Origin of the sequence: Flavobacterium terrisoli (assembly GCF_030167905.1) — a bacterium.
In the GTDB taxonomy this organism is placed as follows: Bacteria; Bacteroidota; Bacteroidia; order Flavobacteriales; family Flavobacteriaceae; genus Flavobacterium; species Flavobacterium terrisoli.
The window spans coordinates 435,265-456,671 of record NZ_JARGNA010000001.1 but is presented as its reverse complement, the minus strand read 5'-3'; the positions used below and the strand labels follow the sequence as shown (position 1 = coordinate 456,671).

At 38.2% G+C, this 21,407-nt stretch carries 15 protein-coding genes; 13 read left to right on the top strand and 2 right to left on the bottom strand.

The window, feature by feature from the left end:
• Positions 1 to 16: 16 nt before the first annotated feature.
• From porZ to P1K33_RS02050, 4 genes are all read left to right on the top strand, one after another.
• Positions 17 to 2,308: a type IX secretion system anionic LPS delivery protein PorZ gene (gene porZ / locus P1K33_RS02065; protein ID WP_284651185.1), complete on the top strand. Its 2,292-nt coding sequence runs from the start codon at positions 17 to 19 to the stop codon at positions 2,306 to 2,308.
• Between the two features lie 62 nt (positions 2,309 to 2,370).
• Complete coding sequence (gene recO, locus P1K33_RS02060) at positions 2,371 to 3,084, top strand: DNA repair protein RecO (protein WP_284651184.1); 714 nt, start codon at positions 2,371 to 2,373, stop codon at positions 3,082 to 3,084.
• Positions 3,085 to 3,214: 130 nt separating this feature from the next.
• Positions 3,215 to 6,616 (top strand): isoleucine--tRNA ligase, encoded by a 3,402-nt coding sequence (ileS, locus tag P1K33_RS02055; RefSeq protein ID WP_284651183.1) that lies wholly within the window; start codon positions 3,215 to 3,217, stop codon positions 6,614 to 6,616.
• 12 nt (positions 6,617 to 6,628) lie between these two features.
• Positions 6,629 to 7,009, top strand: coding sequence for a TraR/DksA family transcriptional regulator (locus tag P1K33_RS02050; RefSeq protein WP_121312043.1), 381 nt, complete (start codon positions 6,629 to 6,631; stop codon positions 7,007 to 7,009).
• A 56-nt stretch (positions 7,010 to 7,065) separates the two neighbouring features.
• On the opposite strand, the gene P1K33_RS02045 is transcribed toward P1K33_RS02050, so the two are convergent.
• The gene (locus P1K33_RS02045; RefSeq protein WP_284651182.1) at positions 7,066 to 8,313 is read right to left on the bottom strand and encodes an LVIVD repeat-containing protein; all 1,248 of its coding nucleotides are present in this window, start codon (positions 8,311 to 8,313) and stop codon (positions 7,066 to 7,068) included.
• A gap of 186 nt (positions 8,314 to 8,499) precedes the next feature.
• Between P1K33_RS02045 and P1K33_RS02040 the strand changes: the two genes are divergently transcribed.
• A complete protein-coding gene (locus tag P1K33_RS02040; RefSeq protein ID WP_284651181.1) occupies positions 8,500 to 9,123 on the top strand; it encodes a lipoprotein signal peptidase in 624 nt (207 codons plus the stop codon).
• On the opposite strand, the gene P1K33_RS02035 is transcribed toward P1K33_RS02040, so the two are convergent.
• Positions 9,104 to 9,691: a 5-formyltetrahydrofolate cyclo-ligase gene (locus P1K33_RS02035; RefSeq protein WP_284651180.1), complete on the bottom strand. Its 588-nt coding sequence runs from the start codon at positions 9,689 to 9,691 to the stop codon at positions 9,104 to 9,106. The genes P1K33_RS02040 and P1K33_RS02035 overlap by 20 nt on opposite strands.
• A 71-nt stretch (positions 9,692 to 9,762) precedes the next feature.
• Between P1K33_RS02035 and uvrC the strand changes: the two genes are divergently transcribed.
• The 8 genes from uvrC (at position 9,763) to P1K33_RS01995 (ending at position 21,336) form a co-directional block, all read left to right on the top strand.
• Complete coding sequence (gene uvrC / locus P1K33_RS02030; RefSeq protein ID WP_284651179.1) at positions 9,763 to 11,562, top strand: excinuclease ABC subunit UvrC; 1,800 nt, start codon at positions 9,763 to 9,765, stop codon at positions 11,560 to 11,562.
• A gap of 8 nt (positions 11,563 to 11,570) precedes the next feature.
• Complete coding sequence (locus tag P1K33_RS02025) at positions 11,571 to 13,784, top strand: patatin-like phospholipase family protein (RefSeq protein ID WP_284651178.1); 2,214 nt, start codon at positions 11,571 to 11,573, stop codon at positions 13,782 to 13,784.
• A 90-nt stretch (positions 13,785 to 13,874) separates the two neighbouring features.
• A complete protein-coding gene (locus tag P1K33_RS02020; RefSeq protein ID WP_284651177.1) occupies positions 13,875 to 15,350 on the top strand; it encodes an amino acid permease in 1,476 nt (491 codons plus the stop codon).
• A gap of 374 nt (positions 15,351 to 15,724) precedes the next feature.
• Complete coding sequence (locus P1K33_RS02015) at positions 15,725 to 16,882, top strand: homogentisate 1,2-dioxygenase (protein ID WP_284651176.1); 1,158 nt, start codon at positions 15,725 to 15,727, stop codon at positions 16,880 to 16,882.
• A gap of 44 nt (positions 16,883 to 16,926) precedes the next feature.
• Entirely contained in the window at positions 16,927 to 18,090 is a 1,164-nt protein-coding gene (gene hppD, locus P1K33_RS02010; protein ID WP_284651175.1) for a 4-hydroxyphenylpyruvate dioxygenase, read from the top strand.
• A 286-nt stretch (positions 18,091 to 18,376) separates the two neighbouring features.
• Entirely contained in the window at positions 18,377 to 19,153 is a 777-nt protein-coding gene (locus P1K33_RS02005; protein ID WP_284651174.1) for a DUF3108 domain-containing protein, read from the top strand.
• Entirely contained in the window at positions 19,153 to 20,088 is a 936-nt protein-coding gene (locus P1K33_RS02000) for a tryptophan 2,3-dioxygenase family protein (RefSeq protein ID WP_284651173.1), read from the top strand. Before P1K33_RS02005 ends, P1K33_RS02000 begins: the two co-directional genes overlap by 1 nt.
• Positions 20,089 to 20,094: 6 nt before the next feature.
• A complete protein-coding gene (locus P1K33_RS01995; RefSeq protein WP_284651172.1) occupies positions 20,095 to 21,336 on the top strand; it encodes a M23 family metallopeptidase in 1,242 nt (413 codons plus the stop codon).
• Positions 21,337 to 21,407: the final 71 nt, after the last annotated feature.

The window sequence follows — 21,407 nt, the reverse complement described above, 5'->3', positions numbered from 1 at the left end:
GCCTAATTCTTTTCAAATGAAAAATTGTTTTTTTTGGTTGCTGATGCTCTTTTCCCAAATTGGTTTGTCCCAACAAAACCAAAATTGGAAAGGCTATTTCTCATACAACCAAATTAAAGATCTTTCAGAATCTGTCAATAAAGTATATGCCGCTGCGGAGAATGCTTTGTTTATAAAAAATGTTGTTACGCCCGACATCCAGACTATTAATACCGTCGACGGCCTTTCTGGCCAAACCATTTCTGCTCTTTATCACAGTGACACCTTTAACAAAACTATGGTAGGATATCAAAATGGATTAATCATTGTTATTAACGACGCTGACGGAAGCATGCTCAATGTAGTTGACATTATCAATAAAAACCTTCCTGCCAATATTAAAAAAGTAAACCACTTTATGGAATATGACGGGATCGTTTATGTTTCGTGTGATTTTGGAATTGTACAATACAAATTGGCGACTTTAGAATTTGGTGATACTTATTTTATTGGTCCCAGTGGAGAAGAAATAAAAGTATACCAAACCACAATTTTTAATGGCGATATTTTTGCCGTTACCGCATACCACGGAATCCGAAAAGCATCAATAAGCAATCCCAACCTGAATGATTTTTCGCAATGGGCTGTTTTTGACGGAGGTTATTGGAACGGAATAGTTACTTTCAACAACCAATTGATAGGATTGAACACGAACAATCGAGTCTATAAATACAACGGTTTTTACTTCGAAGAATTTAGCCTGATTGGACAACAGGGTTTAGATATTAGAGCCACTTCAAATTATTTAATTGTCACCACATTAAATCATGTGTTTATCTACAATACTAGTCTAGGGCAAATCATTCATATCCAAAGTTCACAAATAATGACTGCTGCTGTAACATTTACCTGCGCTACAATTATAGGTCAAAACATCTATATCGGAACTGCAGAAAATGGTGTTTTAGCCTCTTCTATAAATATGCCAACCGCTTTTGAATTTATCATGCCTAACGGCCCATCAAAAAACAATATGTTTGCCATAAACAGTACTTCAACCAATCTGTGGGCGGTATATGGCGGTTATGATATGTCGTATAATCCTGCCAACTTTATTGGTTATGAGCCAACAAGTTTCGGAATAAGCAAATTTGCTGAAACCGGCTGGCTAAACATTCCTTATGTTGATGTTTTAGGTGCCAAAGCTTTATCTAAAATAACGGTAAATCCCAATGACGAAACACAAGTATATGTGAGTTCATACCACAGTGGCTTACTCAAATTAGAAAATGACATTCCAACAACACTTTATGACCATACCAATAGCGGGTTGGAATCATTGGGAACCGGCGTTAATACAAGCGTAAGGATAAACGGAACCGTATTTGACCGTCAGGGAAATCTTTGGGTAACCAACAGTAAGATTAGAAAGGAACTCAAAGTGCTAAAAGCAACCGGAACTTGGGAATCTTATGACATGGAAGATATCTTAGACAATTATATTGCCAGTAATTTGAATAAAATTGTCATTGACAAAAGCGGTACCAAATGGATTGCCACTTATCTTGACGGTGTTATTGCCTTCAATGAAAGCAGCGGTGTTTTCAAAAAAATGTCGGAAGGTGTTGATGCCGGAAATCTTCCCTCCAGAGACGTAAGGGCCATCGCAATTGACAATCGAAATCAGGTTTGGATTGGAACCAACAAAGGACTTCGTGTGTTGTCCAGCACCAGCAGCTATAACGGAACAGACCAAATGAGAGCCAACGCGATTATTATCCTGGAAAACGATTTGGCACAGGAGCTTTTATACGAACAGTTTATTACGGATATAGCGGTTAACGGTTCCAACGAAAAATGGATTGGCACAGCAGATTCCGGTGTTTTTCTTTTTTCCCCTAACGGACAGGAAACCATTTACCATTTTACCAAAGACAATTCTCCACTGCCGAGTGATGTAATCAACGATATTGAAATCAATGCTGAAACCGGAGAGGTTTTTTTCGCCACCGACAAAGGCTTAGTATCTTTTCAAGGCACCTCGACCAAACCAGCTGATAACCTGCAGGATGTTTATGTCTATCCAAATCCGGTGCGCCCGGATTTTGTCGGAACGGTTAAGATTGCAGGTTTGATTTCGAAAGCCAATATCAAAATCACCGATATCGAAGGAAATTTAGTTTACGAAACCACTTCCGAAGGCGGAACCATCGAATGGGATACCACCGCGTTTGGCAAATACAAAGTCGCTTCCGGTGTGTATATGATTTTTATCGCCGCCGAAGACGCTTCTGAAACTGCTGTAAAGAAAGTCATGATTGTACGTTAAAAACTTCGTACTTTAGCTTCAATCCGTTCGCCTATGCTCGACTTCGTAAATCGTACTTTCAGATGTTAGTCAAAACCAAAGCCATCGTTATTTCTTCGCTTAAATACCAGGAAAAAAGCCTGATTGTAAAGTGCTTTACCCAAAGCAGTGGCCTGAAAAGTTATTTTGTGCAAAGTGCTTTTTCGAGCAAAAAATCGAACCAAAAGATTGCTTATTTCCAACCTCTAACCATACTGGAAATCGAAGCCAATCACAAAAACAAAGGCACACTCGAACATTTTAAGGAAATCAAACTTTCAACGGCTTACCAAACCATCAATACCGACATCATCAAAAGCACTATCGTTATTTTTCTTTCCGAAATCTTGCACCACAGCATTCAAGAAGAAGAAAAAAACGACAATCTTTTTACCTTTCTGGAAACCGCTTTGCTTTGGCTTGATACACACGAAGAAACTTCTAACTTTCATTTGATTTTATTATTGGAGATAACCAAATTTTTGGGATTCTATCCTGATACTTCGGATGTTGACGGCCAACATTTCGAAATGAAAGAAGGTTTTTTTACACCATTTTTGGGAACAAGCTGCCTTAGTGAACACGAAACACACCTGTTTAAAAAGCTCATTGAACTCAAATTTGACAGTGATCAAAAGGTTTTTGCCGGTATCGAGCGCCAAATTTTACTCAAAATCCTGCTTGACTATTTTGTCATTCATCTCGATGGCTTCAGAAAACCCAAATCTTTGGAGGTTTTAAAAGAAGTTTTTGCTTAATATTTCGAAAAAGAAGCTTCTTTTTAATTATTCTTAAAAAACACTTATCATCCTTCTTTTTTCCTGCTTATTTTCTCTCATTTATTCAAAATTCCTTACTTTCGCACACTGATTTAAGAAAACGACAAAAATGAGTACTAAGTTTACTGAATACAAAGGACTTGACTTGCCTACCGTAGCCTCGGAAGTCCTTGATTTTTGGAAAAAAAATAACGTCTTTGAGCAAAGTGTAACTTCGCGTGAAGGCGCTACGCCTTATGTGTTTTTTGAAGGTCCGCCATCAGCCAATGGTTTACCCGGAATTCACCACGTAATGGCACGTGCCATTAAAGATATTTTTTGTCGTTATAAAACTCAAAAAGGTTTCCAAGTAAAGCGTAAAGCGGGCTGGGACACTCACGGTTTGCCAGTTGAATTGGGTACCGAAAAAGAATTGGGCATTACCAAAGAAGACATCGGAAAAACCATTTCCATCGAAGAATACAACGAAGCGTGTAAACGAACCGTAATGCGCTACACAGATGTATGGAATGATTTGACCGAAAAAATGGGTTATTGGGTTGATATGGAAGATCCGTATGTGACTTACAAATCCAAATACATGGAATCGGTTTGGTGGCTATTGAAACAAATCTATGACAAAGGTTTGTTGTACAAAGGCTACACCATCCAACCGTATTCTCCAAAAGCCGGAACCGGATTGTCTTCACACGAAGTCAACCAACCGGGAAGTTACCGTGACGTAACCGATACAACGGTTGTAGCACAATTCAAAACAAAAAACGAAACATTGCCAAGTTTCCTTCAGGGATTTGGTGATATTCACATACTAGCTTGGACGACCACGCCATGGACGTTGCCAAGTAACACGGCTTTGACTGTCGGACCAAAAATCGATTATGTTTTGGTGAAGACTTTTAACCAATACACTTTCGAGCCGGTTAATGTTATTTTGGCTAAAAATTTAGTCGGAAAACAATTTGCCGGAAAGTATTTTCTAGCCGAAAGCTATGCCGATTTCGCCAATTATAAAGCCGAAGACAAAAAAATTCCATACCAAGTTTTAACCGAAGTAAAAGGAAAAGATTTAGTCAATATTCGTTACGAACAGTTAATGCCATTGGCTTTGCCTTATCAAACTCCGGAAAACGCTTTTAGAGTGATTTCCGGTGATTTCGTAACTACAGAAGACGGAACCGGAGTGGTTCATACTGCGCCGACTTTTGGTGCCGATGATGCCAAAGTAGCCAAAGAAGCTACACCGGAAGTTCCGCCAATGTTGGTTTTGGACGAAATCGGGAATCCGGTACCATTAGTTGATTTACAGGGGAAATTCATCCAAGGTTTGGGCGACTACTCCGGCAAATATGTAAAGAACGAATACTACGAAACTGGTGAAGCTCCGGAACGTTCGGTAGATGTGGAAATTGCCATCCAGTTAAAAGAAGAAAACAAAGCCTTTAAGGTTGAGAAATACGTTCACAGTTATCCGCACAGTTGGAGAACCGATGAGCCGTTGTTATATTATCCGTTGGATTCCTGGTTTATCAAGGTAACAGATGTTAAAGACAGAATGTTCGACTTGAACGACACCATCAACTGGAAGCCAAAAGCCACCGGTGAAGGCCGTTTCGGAAACTGGTTGAAAAATGCCAACGACTGGAACCTGTCTCGTTCAAGATACTGGGGTATTCCGTTGCCAATCTGGCGTACCGAAGACAAACAGGAAGAGATAATTATCGGCTCGGTTGAAGAACTGTATAATGCTATAGAAAAAGCAATTGCTGCCGGTGTTGAAACCGTAAATCCTTTCAAAGGTTTTGAAGTGGGCAACATGAGCGAGGAAAACTATGATTTGGTGGACTTACATAAAAATGTGGTAGACAATATCACTTTGGTTTCTCCATCAGGCAAACCGATGAAACGCGAAACCGATTTGATTGACGTTTGGTTCGATTCGGGAGCGATGCCTTATGCACAATGGCATTATCCGTTTGAGAACAAAGACAAAATTGAGGACAACAAAGACTTTCCTGCCGATTTCATCGCGGAAGGTGTAGACCAAACCCGTGGTTGGTTCTATACCTTACACGCTATCGGAACCTTGGTTTTTGATAAAATTGCCTATAAAAATGTAGTGTCAAATGGTTTGGTTTTAGACAAAAACGGACAGAAAATGTCCAAACGTCTGGGCAACGCCGTTGATCCGTTCACAACATTAGCAGAATACGGTCCGGATGCGACACGTTGGTACATGATTGCCAATGCGAATCCTTGGGATAACTTAAAATTTGATATTGAAGGTGTGGCCGAAGTACGTCGTAAATTCTTCGGAACATTGTATAATACTTATTCGTTCTTTAGTTTATATGCCAACATTGATGGCTTTAAATATGCAGAAGCGGAAGTTCCGTTACACGAAAGACCTGAAATTGACCGTTGGATTTTATCCGAATTGCATACGTTGATCAAAGTCGTAGATGAAGCTTACGCCGATTACGAACCAACTCGTGCTGCTCGTGCGATTTCAGATTTCGTTCAGGAAAATTTGAGCAACTGGTATGTTCGTTTGTGCAGAAGAAGATTCTGGAAAGGCGAATATGGGACTGACAAAATTGCGGCTTATCAAACCTTATATACTTGTTTGTTAAACGTAGCCAAATTGTCAGCGCCAATCGCGCCGTTCTTTATGGACAAACTTTACAGAGACTTAACACAAGCAACACATACAGAGGAATTTGAGTCAGTACATTTGGCGAAATTTCCAAATTCGGTTGAAAACTTTGTTGATAAATCACTTGAAAGTAAAATGATGAAAGCACAGACGGTTTCATCACTCGTTTTGTCACTCCGTAAAAAGGAAATGATCAAAGTGCGTCAACCACTGCAAAAGGTAATGATACCAATACTTGACGAGAATCAACGTGCTGAAATCGAGGCGGTTTCCGACCTGATAAAAGCCGAAGTAAACGTCAAGGAAATCGAACTTTTGGATGATGCTTCAGGCGTTTTGGTGAAGCAAATCAAGCCCAATTTCAAAGCACTCGGACCGCGTTTCGGAAAGGATATGGGATTGATTTCCAAAGAAATACAGAATTTTACGCCCGAGCAAATCAACGAATTGGATGCCAAAGGTGAGTTAACACTTGTTATTTCGGGAAAAAGTATAATTTTATCCTTAGAAGATGTTGAGATTTCTTCGCAAGATATTCCGGGTTGGTTGGTAGCCAATGCAAATGGCATAACTGTTGCGTTAGACATTACACTGACCGAAGAATTGAAAAATGAAGGCATCGCGAGAGAATTGGTCAACCGAATCCAAAACATTAGAAAAGATAGCGGATTTGAAGTGACCGACAAGATTAAAGTTCAATTACAACATAATGACCTATTAGCGAAAGCTATACAAGAAAACGAAAACTATATCAAATCAGAGACGTTAACTGAAACATTAGTTTTAGACAATGAAGTTTCCAATGGATCTGAGATAGAATTTGACGAGATAAAAACAAGAATATTAATTTCTAAATAATTAAGAAAGATTATGGTAGAAGAAAAATTAAGATACTCAGATGCTGATTTAGCAGAGTTCAAAGAAATTATTTTAGCGAAAATTGAAAAAGCAAAAGCCGATTTAGACTTGATAAAAAGCGCGTACATGAATGACTTAAACAACGGTACTGATGATACATCACCAACGTTTAAAGCCTTCGAAGAAGGAAGCGAAACCATGTCTAAGGAAGCCAACTCTCAATTGGCAATTCGTCAGGAGAAATTTATCCGTGACCTGAAAAACGCTCTTTTCCGTGTGGAAAACAAAACCTATGGCGTTTGCAAAGTAACCGGAAAGTTAATCTCTAAAGAGCGTTTGAAAATAGTTCCTCACGCAACGATGAGTATAGAAGCTAAAAATTTACAACGATAACATATGGTAGTACTTTACTAAGTATAAAAAAGCCTCGCATTGCGAGGCTTTTTTAATTATAAGTTGATTTCACTTAGCTGTGTCAGCGTAAAATTCGGTCCATAACTGTATTGGATGATTTTGTTGTCGCCCACAGTAATCAAGTGACTGCTTAGCGGAATAACATCTTTTACATTTACCGGATAGGTGTTTTCCAAAGTAAGGTTAGCACTATTTGCCGCATTAAATACTTTTAGTCCATTGCTACCGCAGCCGACATATAAAACATTGCTTTTAACTCCTAAGCCATACGGCTCATCAACAAAATAAGTTGACAATAATGTCGGAGCTGCAATATCGGTAACGTCAATGACATTAATTTGATCATTTATAGCGCCACAGGAAGAACCACCGCGAACGGTGATATAAGCTGTATCTCCAAAAACAACCACAGGATCACAGGCCGTAGCATGAGAAAACCCGGAAACGAAATAAGGATTGAATTCATCTTCAGCATCAACGGTGAACATTCCAGTGGTAGAGCCTACAAATAAAATGTCTTTCTGTATAAATAAGGTTTCAAATTCGCCACCGCCAAACCATTGCGTCATATAAACGTCGTGATCATAAAAAGCATTAACCGGATCAGTGATATTGAAAACATTCAATTTATAAGCCTCAATCGTATAAAGTGCGTTATTGAGTATCTGGAAACGGGCATAAGATCCACCGGTACCTACCGGAGAAGTGTTGGCGCTTTCAAACCCGGCCAAAGCATCTTCAGCCCAGATTATTTGATCTCCTTCAGGTCGGTCTCTCATTTCGATGTTGAAACCTGTTATGATTTCATCGGCTTCCGGATATACTGTATAATCGTAAAATTCAGCTTCTTCAGGATATTCAGGATAGAAACTAATCGCGTTTTGAACTGTTCTTACCAAGGTAATGTTTTGAATATCGGAGATGTCAAAAACCAATAAATCGACAAAATTGTCTGCAAAAAGATAATGCCCTTTGACCGAGATGTCGTGAACACCTTCCAAATTGATAAAGGCAATATTTACCGGTGAAGTCGGATTGGCATTATTAAACACATGAACCCCCGATTCCTGTGCAATGTAAAAAAGGTAGTTTTCCGCTACATAAATTTTCCCGTCAGAATTGGTTTGTCTGGCAGCGCTTACGGCTACATCACTTCTAATCTGAGCCAAAGATTTTACTGTCGGGACCGCAAATTTGGCTTGCTCTGCATTGTTGTCGTCATTATCGCAAGACGATACAAAAATGGAAAAAACCAAAACAGTGAGTAAATAAATTTTTTTCATGTCAAATAGTTTTATTGGTCGTTGTTTTTTAGGATGCAAAAAAACAGGGTGGGTTGCTTCTGATAGTAAAATTAATAATTCTTTTGCTAAGATTTGTAAAATGTATAGAATGAGATTTATAACTAACAAAATATTATGTTTTTTGTATAATAATATTGTTATTTTTGCGCCAACAAAACCCTAAGAATGTCATTACGCAATTCCATTTTAATTATCGCCATCATTTTATTGGTTGACCAATTTGTGAAAATTTATATCAAGACCAATTTTGTTTATGGCGAAGCCGGTCAGATTGATGTTACCAGTTGGTTTAAGATATTGCTGATTGAAAATGAAGGAATGGCTTGGGGAACCAAAATTCCCGGACAATACGGTAAACTTTTTCTAACCATTTTCAGAATTTTAGCGGTTTTTGGTATCGGTTATTGGTTGTATGATGCCAGTAGAAAACACAGTTCAAAATATTTAATGGTTGCGATCGCTTTGATATTTGCCGGTGCGGCAGGAAATATCATTGATTCGGTTTTCTACGGGGTAATTTTCGATGACAGTTATGGTCATTTATCTACTATGTTTAGTGACCAACCTTATGGAACCTGGTTCCACGGTAAAGTTGTAGATATGCTATATTTCCCGATTTGTGAAGGTACTTTCCCGGAATGGCTCCCGGTTTGGGGCGGACATCCGTTCAAATTCTTTAATGCCATTTTCAATATTGCCGATATGGCGATTTCAACCGGTGTAGGGATTTTGATTGTATTCAATAAAAGGGCATTCCACAAAAAAACGGTTATCGAAAACTATAAATAGTCATCGGTGTCACACAATAATCCAAACGGATATCTGTGGCAAAAACATCATCAATTATTTCTTCGGGTTCAAAGAAAGACAAGCCTATTTTGATGACTTCGGCATTGCATTTCGATAAAAAGTTATCGTAAAACCCTTTGCCATAACCTACTCTATTCCCTGTTTTATCATAAGCCAAAAGCGGCACAAAAACCACTTGAATCTTTGACGCTGGCACTTCTATCCCATCGACCGGTTCGTAAATATTGTATTCATTTTTTTGAAACTTTGTATTGTCTGTCAATAGGTAGTTGGTCATTTCTACCGTTTCAAAATTGCTTTTAGCCACGACAATTTCCTTGTCTTTTCCGGCTAAGATTTGCAAAATGAATTCGGTGTCGATTTCCTTTTGCTCTTCAATGGTCAGAAACAAATGGAAATACGTTTGCTCCCAAACTTCTATTCCTTCAGGCGTAGTACCAAGCTGCAACAATCGATTGGCTATCGCCAAACTTTGATCTTCAATTTGTTCCCCGGTAAGTTGCTGACGAAGTGCTTTGTATTTTTTGCGTAAGTCCTTTTTATTCATAGCGTAAAATTAAAAATTAAATTCAATCTGTTTGATTTGAAATTAACCATTTCCCTATTAACTTTGTTTTCATGGAAATCCCTTCTATAGAATTACAATTGCAAACGTTGCCCGACAGTCCGGGCGTGTATCAATATTATGATAAAGACAACAAGATTCTATATGTCGGCAAGGCCAAAAACCTAAAAAAAAGGGTTACTTCCTATTTCAACAAACTCCATGACAATGCCAAGACCAATGTGTTGGTCAAAAAGATAGTCGAAATCAAACACATCGTGGTTTCTTCTGAAGCTGATGCGCTTTTGCTTGAAAACAACCTCATCAAAAAACTACAGCCGCGCTATAATGTGTTGCTTAAAGATGACAAAACCTATCCGTGGATTTGCATCAAGAAAGAACCGTTTTCACGTATCTTTCCCACACGCAGAATGGTCAAGGACGGCTCAGAATATTTTGGTCCGTATACCAATTTCAAAACGGTGAACACCATTTTGGATTTGATAAAGGAATTGTATCCATTACGTACTTGTAATTACGATTTAAGCGAAGCCAATATCAAATCGGGGAAATACAAAGTATGTTTGGAATACCATATCGGCAACTGCAAAGGTCCGTGTGAAGGTTATGAAACATTGGAACATTATCAGAAGCAAGTTGATGCCATTCGTGAAATCCTAAAAGGCAATTTCAAGGATAGCTTGCGCGATTTCAAAAAACAAATGAGTGAATTGGCCACCGAAATGAAATTTGAAGCCGCCCAAAAAATCAAAGAAAAAATAGAAGTTCTCGAAAATTATCAGTCGCGTTCTACCATTCTGAATCCGAAGATTTCAAATGTAGATGTGTTCTCTATTGTGTCTGATGAAGGAATGGCTTATGTCAATTTTCTGCAAATATCACACGGCGCTATCATTCGCTCACACACTTTGGAACTCAAAAAGAAACTCGACGAAAGCGATGAAGAGTTATTAGAGCTTGCCGTGGTTGAATTGAGAGAACGTTTTCACCTGACGACTAAGGAAATCATTTTGCCATTCGAACTCGATTTTGGCGACAAAATAAAAATCATCGTTCCACAACTCGGCGATAAAAAACAAATCCTCGAATTATCACAACGCAACGCCAAATACCAGCGTTTGGAACAATTAAAACAAATCCAAATAGTAGATCCGGAACGCCATACGAACCGAATCATGGCGCAAATGCAAAAGGATTTACGGCTACCAAATGAGCCAAGACATATCGAATGTTTTGACAACTCCAATATCCAGGGAACCAATCCGGTTTCGGCCTGTGTGGTTTTTAAAGATGGGAAGCCGAGCAAAAAAGACTATCGTCATTTTAATATCAAAACCGTTGAAGGTCCGAATGACTTTGCTTCAATGGAAGAAGTGGTTTACCGAAGATACAAACGCATGTTGGATGAAAACCAGCCATTGCCACAATTGATTATCATTGACGGCGGAAAAGGCCAATTGTCTTCTGCATTGAAAAGCCTTGACGATTTGGGTTTGCGCGGCAAAATCGCCATCATCGGCATTGCCAAAAGACTCGAAGAGTTATTTTATCCGGGAGATTCGGTGCCATTGTATTTGGACAAAAAATCGGAAACGCTCAAAATCATTCAACACCTGCGCAACGAAGCACACCGTTTCGGGATTACACATCATCGCGACAAACGCAGCAAATCAGCATTGCAAACGACGATGGAAACCATTCCCGGGATTGGCGAAAAAACCATGTTGGCTTTAATCAAACACTTTAAAAGTGTTAAAAGATTAAAATTAGCCACAGAAAATGAAATATCAGCTATTGTTGGTGCCTCAAAAGCCAAAAAAATTTCCGAATTTTACGCAATCCGTAAATCCTAAACCTTTTTATGAAAAAAATACTATTGGTTCTTGTTTGCTTGTTCTCGCTACAAATAATTGTTGCGCAAGATACTATCAACAAAAGAAGGCCAAAAGTTGGTTTGGTCCTCAGCGGTGGTGGTGCCAAAGGTTTTGCTCATATCGGCGTATTAAAAGTTTTAGAACAAGCCGGCGTAAAAATCGATTATATTGGCGGAACCAGTATGGGCGCGGTGGTTGGCGGTTTATATGCCTCCGGTTATAGCGCGACTCAAATCGATTCTATTTTTTACAACACCAATTTCGACGAATTACTTCAGGATTATATCCCGCGTTCTTCCAAAACTTTTTATGAAAAACGCAACGACGAAATGTATGCTATTTCGCTACCGTTTCACAAAATGAAAATCGGGATTCCGATTGCGCTTTCCAAAGGAATGTACAACTACAATCTATTGTCAAAACTGACCCATAACGTCAGACATGTTAGAGATTTCGATAAACTTCCCATTCCGTTTTTTTGTGTGGCCACCGATATTGAAACCGGTGAAGCTATTATTTTAAAAGAAGGTTATTTGGCGCAAGCCATGTTAGCGAGCTCGGCTTTTCCCTCGTTGTTTTCCCCGGTTGAAATTGACGGCAGGGTTTTGATTGACGGTGGTGTAGTCAACAATTATCCGGCAGAAGAAGTGCGGAAAATGGGTGCCGATATTATTATTGGTGTAGATGTTCAGGATGATTTAAAAAAACGGGATGCTTTGAAAGATGCCACTCGTATTTTGGTACAAATTACCAATTTAGACATGATCAAAAGCATGAACGAAAAAAAGAAAATTACCGACATTTATATCAAACCGGATATTTCGAATTATGGCGTAATTTCCTTTGATCAAGGAAGGGAAATTATCAATAAAGGAGAATTGGCGGCTTTCCTCGATATTGATAAAATAATGCAATTGGCCAGTCCTGACGGCACTTACAAACGCAACAATCTTTCTGCAGCCAAAGATACTTTGCAGATTAAAAGCATCAGTATTAACAAACTTGACAATTACACCAGAGCTTATATTTTGGGCAAATTGCGTATTAAAAGCGGAAAGAAAATCAGCTACGAGGAGTTAAAAAAGGGAATCAACAATATAAACGCAACACAAAACTTTAGCCGCATAAGCTATACTATTGAACCTTATCAAGGCGCGGATGAATTAAAATTGAATTTGGCTGAAAACAGCGTTAAAACCTTTTTAAAATTTGGTTTGCACTATGACGGCTTATACAAAAGCGCACTACTAACCAATATCACCCAAAAAAAATCGCTGTTCAAAAATGATGTTGTATCGCTAGATTTAGGGCTTGGCGATAATATCCGATACAATTTGGATTACTATATTGACAATGGCTTTTATTGGAGTTTCGGACTTAAGTCAAGATTCAACCAATTCAATCGAAATGTTGCAACCGATTTCAGAGATGGAGAAATTTTGGAACAATTGGGCTTGAACAGTATTAATATGGACTTTTCAGACTTGACCAACCAGGCGTATATGCAAACGGTTTTTATCCAAAAGTTCTTAATTGGCGCGGGAGTTGAATGGAAATACCTGAAAATCCAAACCGATAACTTGAGTGATGTCAATCCGACGTTTGAAAAAAGTTCTTATGCCAGCGTTTTCGGGTATATGAAATATGACTCTTTTGACAATAAATTATTTCCGAAAAAGGGTTGGTTTTTCTCGGGCGATATACAGTCATTCCTTTATTCTTCGGATTACACACAAGAATTTAACCGTTACTCTATTGCCAAAGGAGAAATTGGAATTGTCAAAACATTCTACAAAAAAGCGACCATCAAATTGCAGTCTGATTTAGGATTTGTTTTTGGTAATGACAGTGTCCACTTTTTTGATTTTGTGCTTGGCGGATACGGTTTCAATACGATAAACAATTTCAAACATTTCTACGGCTATGATTTTTTAAGCATTTCTGCCGATAGTTATATCAAGTCGTGTGTCACTTTAGATTATGAATTTTACAAAAAAAACCACGTCAATTTTGCCGCCAATTTTGCTAACGTAGAAGACGATTTGTTCCGAACCGGGAATTGGCTTTCGAAACCAACCTACAACGGATATGCTATTGGCTATGCGTTTGAATCGGTGATTGGACCCGTTGAAGTTAAATACACCTGGTCACCTGAGCTAACCAAAGGTTTTACCTTTATCAGTGTTGGATTTTGGTTTTAAAAATTTTATTAAAACGCAAAAATTATATTTTTGCGGGAAATGATACATAAAAAACTATATTTGGAAAACTTTTAACTAAACTAACTATTTATGTCAATTTGGAAAAGAAAACCTATGGCGTTACTCCTAGCGGAAGCGTCTGAATCTGAAAAAGGATTAAAAAGAACACTAACTGCCTGGTCTTTGGTTGCCTTGGGAATTGGAGCTATTATTGGTGCCGGTCTATTTGTTAGAACTGCTACCGCTGCTGCTCAAAATGCCGGACCATCTGTAACAATAGGTTTTGTTGTAGCTGCTGTTGGTTGTGCATTAGCCGGATTATGTTATGCTGAATTATCTTCTTCTATTCCTATTGCCGGAAGTGCCTATACCTACACTTATGCCACAATGGGCGAATTCCTGGCTTGGATTATTGGTTGGGATTTGATTTTGGAATATGCTGTTGGAGCTGCAACCGTAGGTATCGCCTGGAGTGAATACCTCAATAATCTGCTGGTCAATGTGCTCCATGTGAGCCCAATTCCATACGAATTTTGTCATTCCCCTTTCCAAACTTCATTAGATGGTGTTAATGGAATCATCAACTTACCGGCTTTATTTATTGTTGGAGTCATCAGTTTACTTTTGATCAAAGGAACTCAGGAGTCAGCGTTCGTAAACGGAATTATTGTGGTGGTGAAAGTAGCCATCGTAGTGATGATTATTGTTTTTGGCTGGAGTTTTATCGATGATGCTAACCATACGCCATATATTCCTGAACCGGGAGTATTTACAGATGAACATGGTGTCGGACACAGTTATGGAGGTATATTGGGTATACTTGGAGCGGCAGGAACGGTATTCTTTGCTTTCATCGGATTTGATGCTGTAAGTACCGCAGCTCAGGAAACCAAAAACCCTAAACGCGATATGCCAATCGGTATTTTAGGCTCTTTGGCCATCTGTACCATTTTATATATTCTTTTTGCGCATGTATTGACTGGTCTTGAAGATGTAGAATTTTTCAGAACCGGTGGTAAAGAAGCTTCTGTAGCTAACGCTATTGCTTCTGCAATGCCTGGATATGAATGGTTAGGCCAATTTGTAACCGTGGCTATTTTGGCTGGTTTCTCATCTGTTATCCTGGTAATGTTATTGGGTCAGTCGAGAGTTTTCTACTCTATGGGTAAAGATGGTTTGTTGCCAAAAGCCTTTAGTGAAGTTCACCCAAGATTCAAAACACCTTATAAAGCTAACTTGGTGATCCTGGTAATTGTTGGTCTTTTTGCCGCTTTTGTTCCTGGTGATATCGTAGGTGATATGACGAGTATCGGTACTTTGTTTGCCTTTATTTTAGTTTGTATTTCGGTGATTGTTTTGAGAAAAACGGAACCGGATATGAAACGTGAATTCAAAACCCCTTTTGTACCATTAGTGCCAATTTTAGGAATATTTGTTTGTTTGGCCATGATTTATGGTCTGGGCTGGACAAACTGGTTAAGACTTATTGGTTGGTTAGCCATAGGCTTTGTGGTCTATTTCGGTTACAGCAAAAAGAGAAGTAAACTGAATAATCCGAAAGAATAATTCGATTATATAATTTTCACCAAAAGGATTAGAGAGTCATTCAAAACTCTTTAATCCTTTTTTGTTTTTTAAAAAATTGATAATTATCATTTCCTAGCATTTATATTATTACGATATTTGTATATCAAAAATCATAATATGATAATATTATTAGCCATTATCGCGGCTTTCGGAATCGGACTTGTTGTAGGCAAAAATCTGAAAGACAAATAAAACTACTATAATGACACTTGTTTGGCAAGATTTATTGATTCTTTTAAAATTCCTCATCAAGAGAAATCCGGAGTGAGTGATACTTCTTTTTATGTAAATTATTACTGATTTGAATCCATTTTCAAATTATCTTATTTTCAAATTTTCAAATTAAAAAGACTATGCCACTATATCATAAATTAGGCGATTTTCCACAAAAAAGACACGTACAGTTTGAAAAACCAACCGGCGGTTTGTATTACGAACAGCTTTTTGGTACCGAAGGATTTCATGGCCATTCTTCGCTGTTGTATCATGTTCACAGACCAACACAGGTCAAGGAAATTGTAAAATCTTATTCCGTTGAGCCCAAGATTGCCATCGGGAAAAATATAAAATCACTCCTTTTCAAAGGTTTTGAATTAAAACCGGAAGATGATTTCCTCGACAGCCGAAAAGCCATGTTGCTCAACCGTGATTGCATCATCGGATTAGCAGCGCCCAAAAAATCACTGACTTCCTACTTCTACAAAAATGCCGATGCCGATGAAATGATTTTCATACACAAAGGAAAAGGAAAATTGCGCACGATGATGGGTAATATTCCCTTTGAATATGGAGATTACCTTATCATTCCACGTGGAATCATTTACCAAATTGAATTTGAAAGTTCCGACAACCGTTTGTTTTATGTTGAATCTTTTGCGCCGTTTTATACGCCAAAACGTTATAAAAATGCCTCAGGCCAACATTTGGAACATTCCCCATTTTGTGAACGCGATTTCATTTTGCCAAACGAATTGGAAACCCATGACGAAAAAGGCGATTTTGTAATCAAAATCAAAAAAGAAGGCATGATGCACGAAGTGGTTTATGCCACACATCCTTTCGACGTTGTCGGTTGGGACGGTTATAATTTCCCTTATGGATTCAGCATTCACAATTTTGAACCGATAACCGGACGCGTACACCAACCGCCACCGGTACACCAAACATTTGAAACTTCAACTTTTGTGGTTTGTTCTTTCTGTCCGAGATTGTATGACTATCATCCAAAAGCGATTCCGGCGCCATACAATCACAGCAACATCGATTCTGATGAAGTGTTGTATTATGTGGATGGCGATTTTATGTCGAGAAACAATATTGAACAAGGCCATATTACCTTACATCCAAAAGGTATTCCTCACGGACCTGCGCCTGGCGCGATGGAAAGAAGCATTGGCCACACCGAAACTCAGGAATTAGCTGTAATGGTGGATACTTTCCGTCCGTTAATGGTAACTGAAGAAGCCATGGGATTGGACGACGGACAATACTATAAATCCTGGGTAGAATAATAATTAAAACACAACAATGGCACTAGTGCCGAAAAACATAGATTATGAGTAACGAAATAAAATCAGTCGAATACGGCTTAGAAAAAATATTTGAGGGCGCACAGGATTTCTTGCCACTTTTAGGAACCGATTACGTAGAGTTTTACGTGGGAAATGCCAAGCAGGCGGCACATTTTTACAAAACAGCTTTCGGTTTTCAATCATTAGCTTATGCCGGATTAGAAACAGGTGTAAAAGACAGAGCGTCTTATGTATTAAAGCAAGATAAAATCCGCTTGGTTTTAACCACTGCTCTTAACAGTGATTCACCCATTGGAGAACATGTAAAAAAACACGGTGATGGCGTTAAAGTTATTGCCCTTTGGGTAGAAGATGCGCGTAAATCTTTCGAAGAAACTACAAAACGTGGCGCAAAACCTTATTTTGAACCCGTTGTTGAAAAAGATGAAAACGGTGAAGTAGTACGTGCCGGTATCTATGGTGCGTATGGAGAAACCGTATTTATTTTTGTGGAACGTAAAAATTATAACGGAATCTTTTTACCTGGATACAGCGAATGGAAATCGGATTATAATCCAGCACCGGTTGGGTTAAAATTCATTGACCATATGGTTGGAAACACAGGATGGAACAGAATGAATGAAGCCGTAAAATGGTTTGAAGATGTAATGGGCTTTGTGAATTTCCTTTCTTTTGATGACAAACAAATTACCACTGAATATTCCGCTTTGATGAGTAAAGTAATGAGTAACGGTAATGGAAGAATCAAGTTCCCAATCAACGAACCGGCTGAAGGGAAAAAACGCTCTCAAATTGAAGAATATTTAGATTTCTATGAAGGCGAAGGCGTACAACATATTGCCGTTGCCACTGATGACATTCTCAAAACAGTTGCCGATATGCGTTCAAGAGGAATCGAATTCCTGAGCACACCCCCACAAGCTTATTATGATGCGATTCCGGACAGGTTAAAAGACCATATGGATAAATTCAAGGAAGACATCAACGAACTTCAAAAACTAGGCATTATGATTGATGCGGATGAAGAAGGTTACTTATTGCAAATCTTTACCAAGCCAATTGAAGACCGACCAACTTTGTTTTTTGAAATCATTCAAAGAATGGGCGCCAGAGGTTTCGGAGCCGGAAATTTTAAAGCTTTATTTGAATCTATAGAAAGAGAGCAAATGTTGCGAGGAACACTGTAATATTTAAAATTTGTTAAATATAATTTAAAAACAACCCTTAAAAAAGACTATATTTTATTAAATTATTGTTAAAGTTGATTTTTTGCTTGCAATAATGCAACGTGTTGATTTATCTTTGCAGCACAAAACAGGGGAGTGGTTTCCTCAAGTTTTGGATAAATTTTCATAATTTATAGTTTTTTGGTTGGTTAATAGCATAAAAACTCAGTCATTAATTTGACTGGGTTTTTTTGTTTTGGTACTTTTGGAACGGATATTGCACTTACGGTAGAAAATCCAAAAGAAAATGAAAAAATACTTATTCATATTATTGCTGTTTATTACTGTAAGTTTTGATAATCAAAAGCCTGAGGCTTACGATACCGGCGAATGGTTCAAGTTCAGAATCCACTATGGATTTGTCAATGCCGGTTATGCCACTCTTGAAGTCAAAGAAGCCGTTAGAGAAAATAAAAAGGTTTATCACGTTATCGGTAAAGGATATACTGTCGGAATGTCACGTTTCTTCTTTAAAGTAGATGATACCTATGAAAGTTATTTTGATAAAGTTACTAACAAACCTTATCAATTCGTCAGGAAGATAGATGAAGGTGGCTATATAAAAAATCAAGAAGGATTTTTTAATCAAAATGCAAATAAAGTTTTGGTGAAGAATTATAAAAGCAACACTGAAAAAACGTTTCCGGTAACTGAAAATGTTCAAGATATACTTTCCACTTTTTACTACCTGAGAAATCACCCTAATATCAACAAACTAAAAGTAGGTGAATCCATAGTAGTAGATATGTTTTTTGACGACGAAATCTTTAAGTTCAAGTTAAAATTCACCGGGAGAGAGGAATTAAAGACTAAATTTGGAACCGCAACAACCATGGTATTCAGACCTCTGGTGCAATCGGGAAGAGTATTCAAAGAAGAAGAAAGTCTGACTGTTTGGATATCAGATGACGAAAATAAAATACCTTTGCGAATTAAGGCCAGTTTAGCCGTTGGTTCCATAAAAGCAGATTTAGACGGCTTCAAAGGATTGAAAAGTCCTTTTATGGTTAAATTGAAAAAATAATGAACAACAAAACAAAAAACTACAACTCAACATTAGACGCATTAGAACAAAAGTTTGAAGCAATAAATCAAAAAACCGAAACCCATCTTGAAGGATTACTTTGGTCCAAACCAATCACCTATTGGGATTATATTCAAACCGATGCTTTATTAAACCTTCAAATCCAAAGAACCGTTTTGCCTGACGAAATGGTTTTTATCATGTACCATCAGGTCAACGAATTGTTATTCAAAATGATTCTTTGGGAAATCGACCAATTGTGTCATACCGACAACCCAAAAACTGATTTCTTTACCGAAAAACTTAGAAGAATTAGCCGTTACTTCAATATGTTGACGACTTCTTTCGACATCATGGGCGACGGAATGGAAGTGGAACAATACATGAAATTCAGAAACACTTTGACTCCTGCAAGCGGATTTCAAAGCGCGCAATACAGAATGATTGAGTTCTCCTCAACCGATTTAATCAACCTGATTGATTATCGTTTCAGAGCTAACATCGACCGAAATACACCTTATTCTCACGCCTTTGAACATTTGTATTGGCAAGCTGCCGGAAAAGATTATCACACAGGAGAAAAAAGTGCATTATTGCTCAATTTTGAAAAAAAATATCGCGAAGAGTTTCTTCGTTATATGGAGGAATATAACACCATCAATATCTGGCAAAAATTCAAACAACTCCCTTTGGAAGACCAAAAAGACACTTCTTTAATCAACGCCATGCGTCATTATGATTACACGGTCAACATTACTTGGGTTATGGGCCATTTGAATGCGGCTAAAAAGTACATCGAAAGCGGTCAGGGTTCAGGCGAAGCCACCGGCGGAAGCGATTGGAAAAAATACATGCATCCAAAATACCAACGCAGGATATTCTTCCCTGAATTGTGGAGCGACGAAGAATTAAAGAACTGGGGCGAAGGATTATAGTTATACATGATGTCAAAAATCTTTCGAAAAATCTTTCTGGCATTACTGCTTGTCTTTTCTGTAATCTCCTGTGAGAAAGCAAAAGAAGAGGAATTCATTGTGGAAAAACCGAAACCAAAACTGGTTGAATTCGGGTTCAATCTCCATGACTTTAACATTGTAAATGACACTATACAAGCAGGCGACACTTTTGGAAGCATCATCGACAGGCAAAATTTAGGCGACAAAGGTGTTTTTGACATCGCAGCCAAAGTGAAAGACAGCTTTGATGTAAGAAATATCAGAAGAGGAAAACCTTATACGATTCTTCGAAGCAAAGACAAAACCAATAAAATTCAATATTTTATCTACCAACCCGACAAAATCAATTACTATGTGATCGATTTCAGGGATTCGGTAACGGCCTACAAAAAAACCAGGCCATTGACTTTCAAGACCAGAACGATTGCCGGTGCGTTAAATGGTTCATTATCCGAAACATTATCGAATGAAAAAGTAGATCCTGCCTTGGCCTCCAAAATTGCCAAAATATACGCTTGGTCTATCGACTTCTTTAAACTCCAAAAAGGCGATAAATTTGGCCTGACTTTTACCGAACGTTATATCAACGACACCATTTATGATGGTGTTGACAGTTTAAAAGCCTGTTTTTTTGAATACAAAGGCAAAAAAATCTATGCCTTCCCTTTCTCTCCTAACGAGAATTCGAAAACACTGCAATACTATGATGAAGAAGGAAAAACACTGAAAAACTTCTTCCTGAAAGCACCATTAAAATTCATCAATATCACTTCAAGATATACCAAAAACAGATTCCATCCGGTACAAAAAAGATGGAAAGCACACAACGGTACCGATTATGCCGCGCCAACCGGAACACCAATCATGTCAACGGCTGCCGGCGTTGTGGAACAGGCTGGTTATACTGCCGGAAACGGAAACTTTGTCAAAGTAAAACACGACAGAACCTACTCTACCCAATATTTACATATGTCCCGAATTTTGGTCAAACGCGGTCAAAGAGTTACCCAGGGACAAGTCATCGGGAAAGTCGGCAGTACCGGTTTAGCCACCGGACCACACGTTTGCTATCGTTTCTGGAAAAATGGTGTACAGGTTGATGCATTGCGTTTAAAACTGCCTACTTCCACTCCTATGGATGCCAAGTATAGAAAACGCTTTCTCGAAGTCATTACACCGCTTAAAAAAGTGTTGGACAGTACCGCTTCTTTAAAGTTTAGAAAGTAATTTCAAAAATATTTCACTACTACAACGTTAGCGTAAAATATTCCGCTTTTTTTCCCAACCAATAGTTGTAA

What these genes read in the sequence shown, in the direction of transcription:
- P1K33_RS02015 (WP_284651176.1), top strand. Translation starts at nt 15,725, where the DNA reads ATGCCACTATATCATAAATTAGGCGATTTTCCACAAAAAAGACACGTA.
- recO (WP_284651184.1), top strand. Translation starts at nt 2,371, where the DNA reads ATGTTAGTCAAAACCAAAGCCATCGTTATTTCTTCGCTTAAATACCAG.
- P1K33_RS02040 (WP_284651181.1), top strand. Translation starts at nt 8,500, where the DNA reads ATGTCATTACGCAATTCCATTTTAATTATCGCCATCATTTTATTGGTT.
- P1K33_RS02050 (WP_121312043.1), top strand. Translation starts at nt 6,629, where the DNA reads ATGGTAGAAGAAAAATTAAGATACTCAGATGCTGATTTAGCAGAGTTC.
- P1K33_RS02035 (WP_284651180.1), bottom strand. Translation starts at nt 9,691, where the DNA reads ATGAATAAAAAGGACTTACGCAAAAAATACAAAGCACTTCGTCAGCAA.
- P1K33_RS02005 (WP_284651174.1), top strand. Translation starts at nt 18,377, where the DNA reads ATGAAAAAATACTTATTCATATTATTGCTGTTTATTACTGTAAGTTTT.
- porZ (WP_284651185.1), top strand. Translation starts at nt 17, where the DNA reads ATGAAAAATTGTTTTTTTTGGTTGCTGATGCTCTTTTCCCAAATTGGT.
- hppD (WP_284651175.1), top strand. Translation starts at nt 16,927, where the DNA reads ATGAGTAACGAAATAAAATCAGTCGAATACGGCTTAGAAAAAATATTT.
- P1K33_RS02000 (WP_284651173.1), top strand. Translation starts at nt 19,153, where the DNA reads ATGAACAACAAAACAAAAAACTACAACTCAACATTAGACGCATTAGAA.
- uvrC (WP_284651179.1), top strand. Translation starts at nt 9,763, where the DNA reads ATGGAAATCCCTTCTATAGAATTACAATTGCAAACGTTGCCCGACAGT.
- ileS (WP_284651183.1), top strand. Translation starts at nt 3,215, where the DNA reads ATGAGTACTAAGTTTACTGAATACAAAGGACTTGACTTGCCTACCGTA.
- P1K33_RS02045 (WP_284651182.1), bottom strand. Translation starts at nt 8,313, where the DNA reads ATGAAAAAAATTTATTTACTCACTGTTTTGGTTTTTTCCATTTTTGTA.
- P1K33_RS02020 (WP_284651177.1), top strand. Translation starts at nt 13,875, where the DNA reads ATGTCAATTTGGAAAAGAAAACCTATGGCGTTACTCCTAGCGGAAGCG.
- P1K33_RS01995 (WP_284651172.1), top strand. Translation starts at nt 20,095, where the DNA reads ATGATGTCAAAAATCTTTCGAAAAATCTTTCTGGCATTACTGCTTGTC.
- P1K33_RS02025 (WP_284651178.1), top strand. Translation starts at nt 11,571, where the DNA reads ATGAAAAAAATACTATTGGTTCTTGTTTGCTTGTTCTCGCTACAAATA.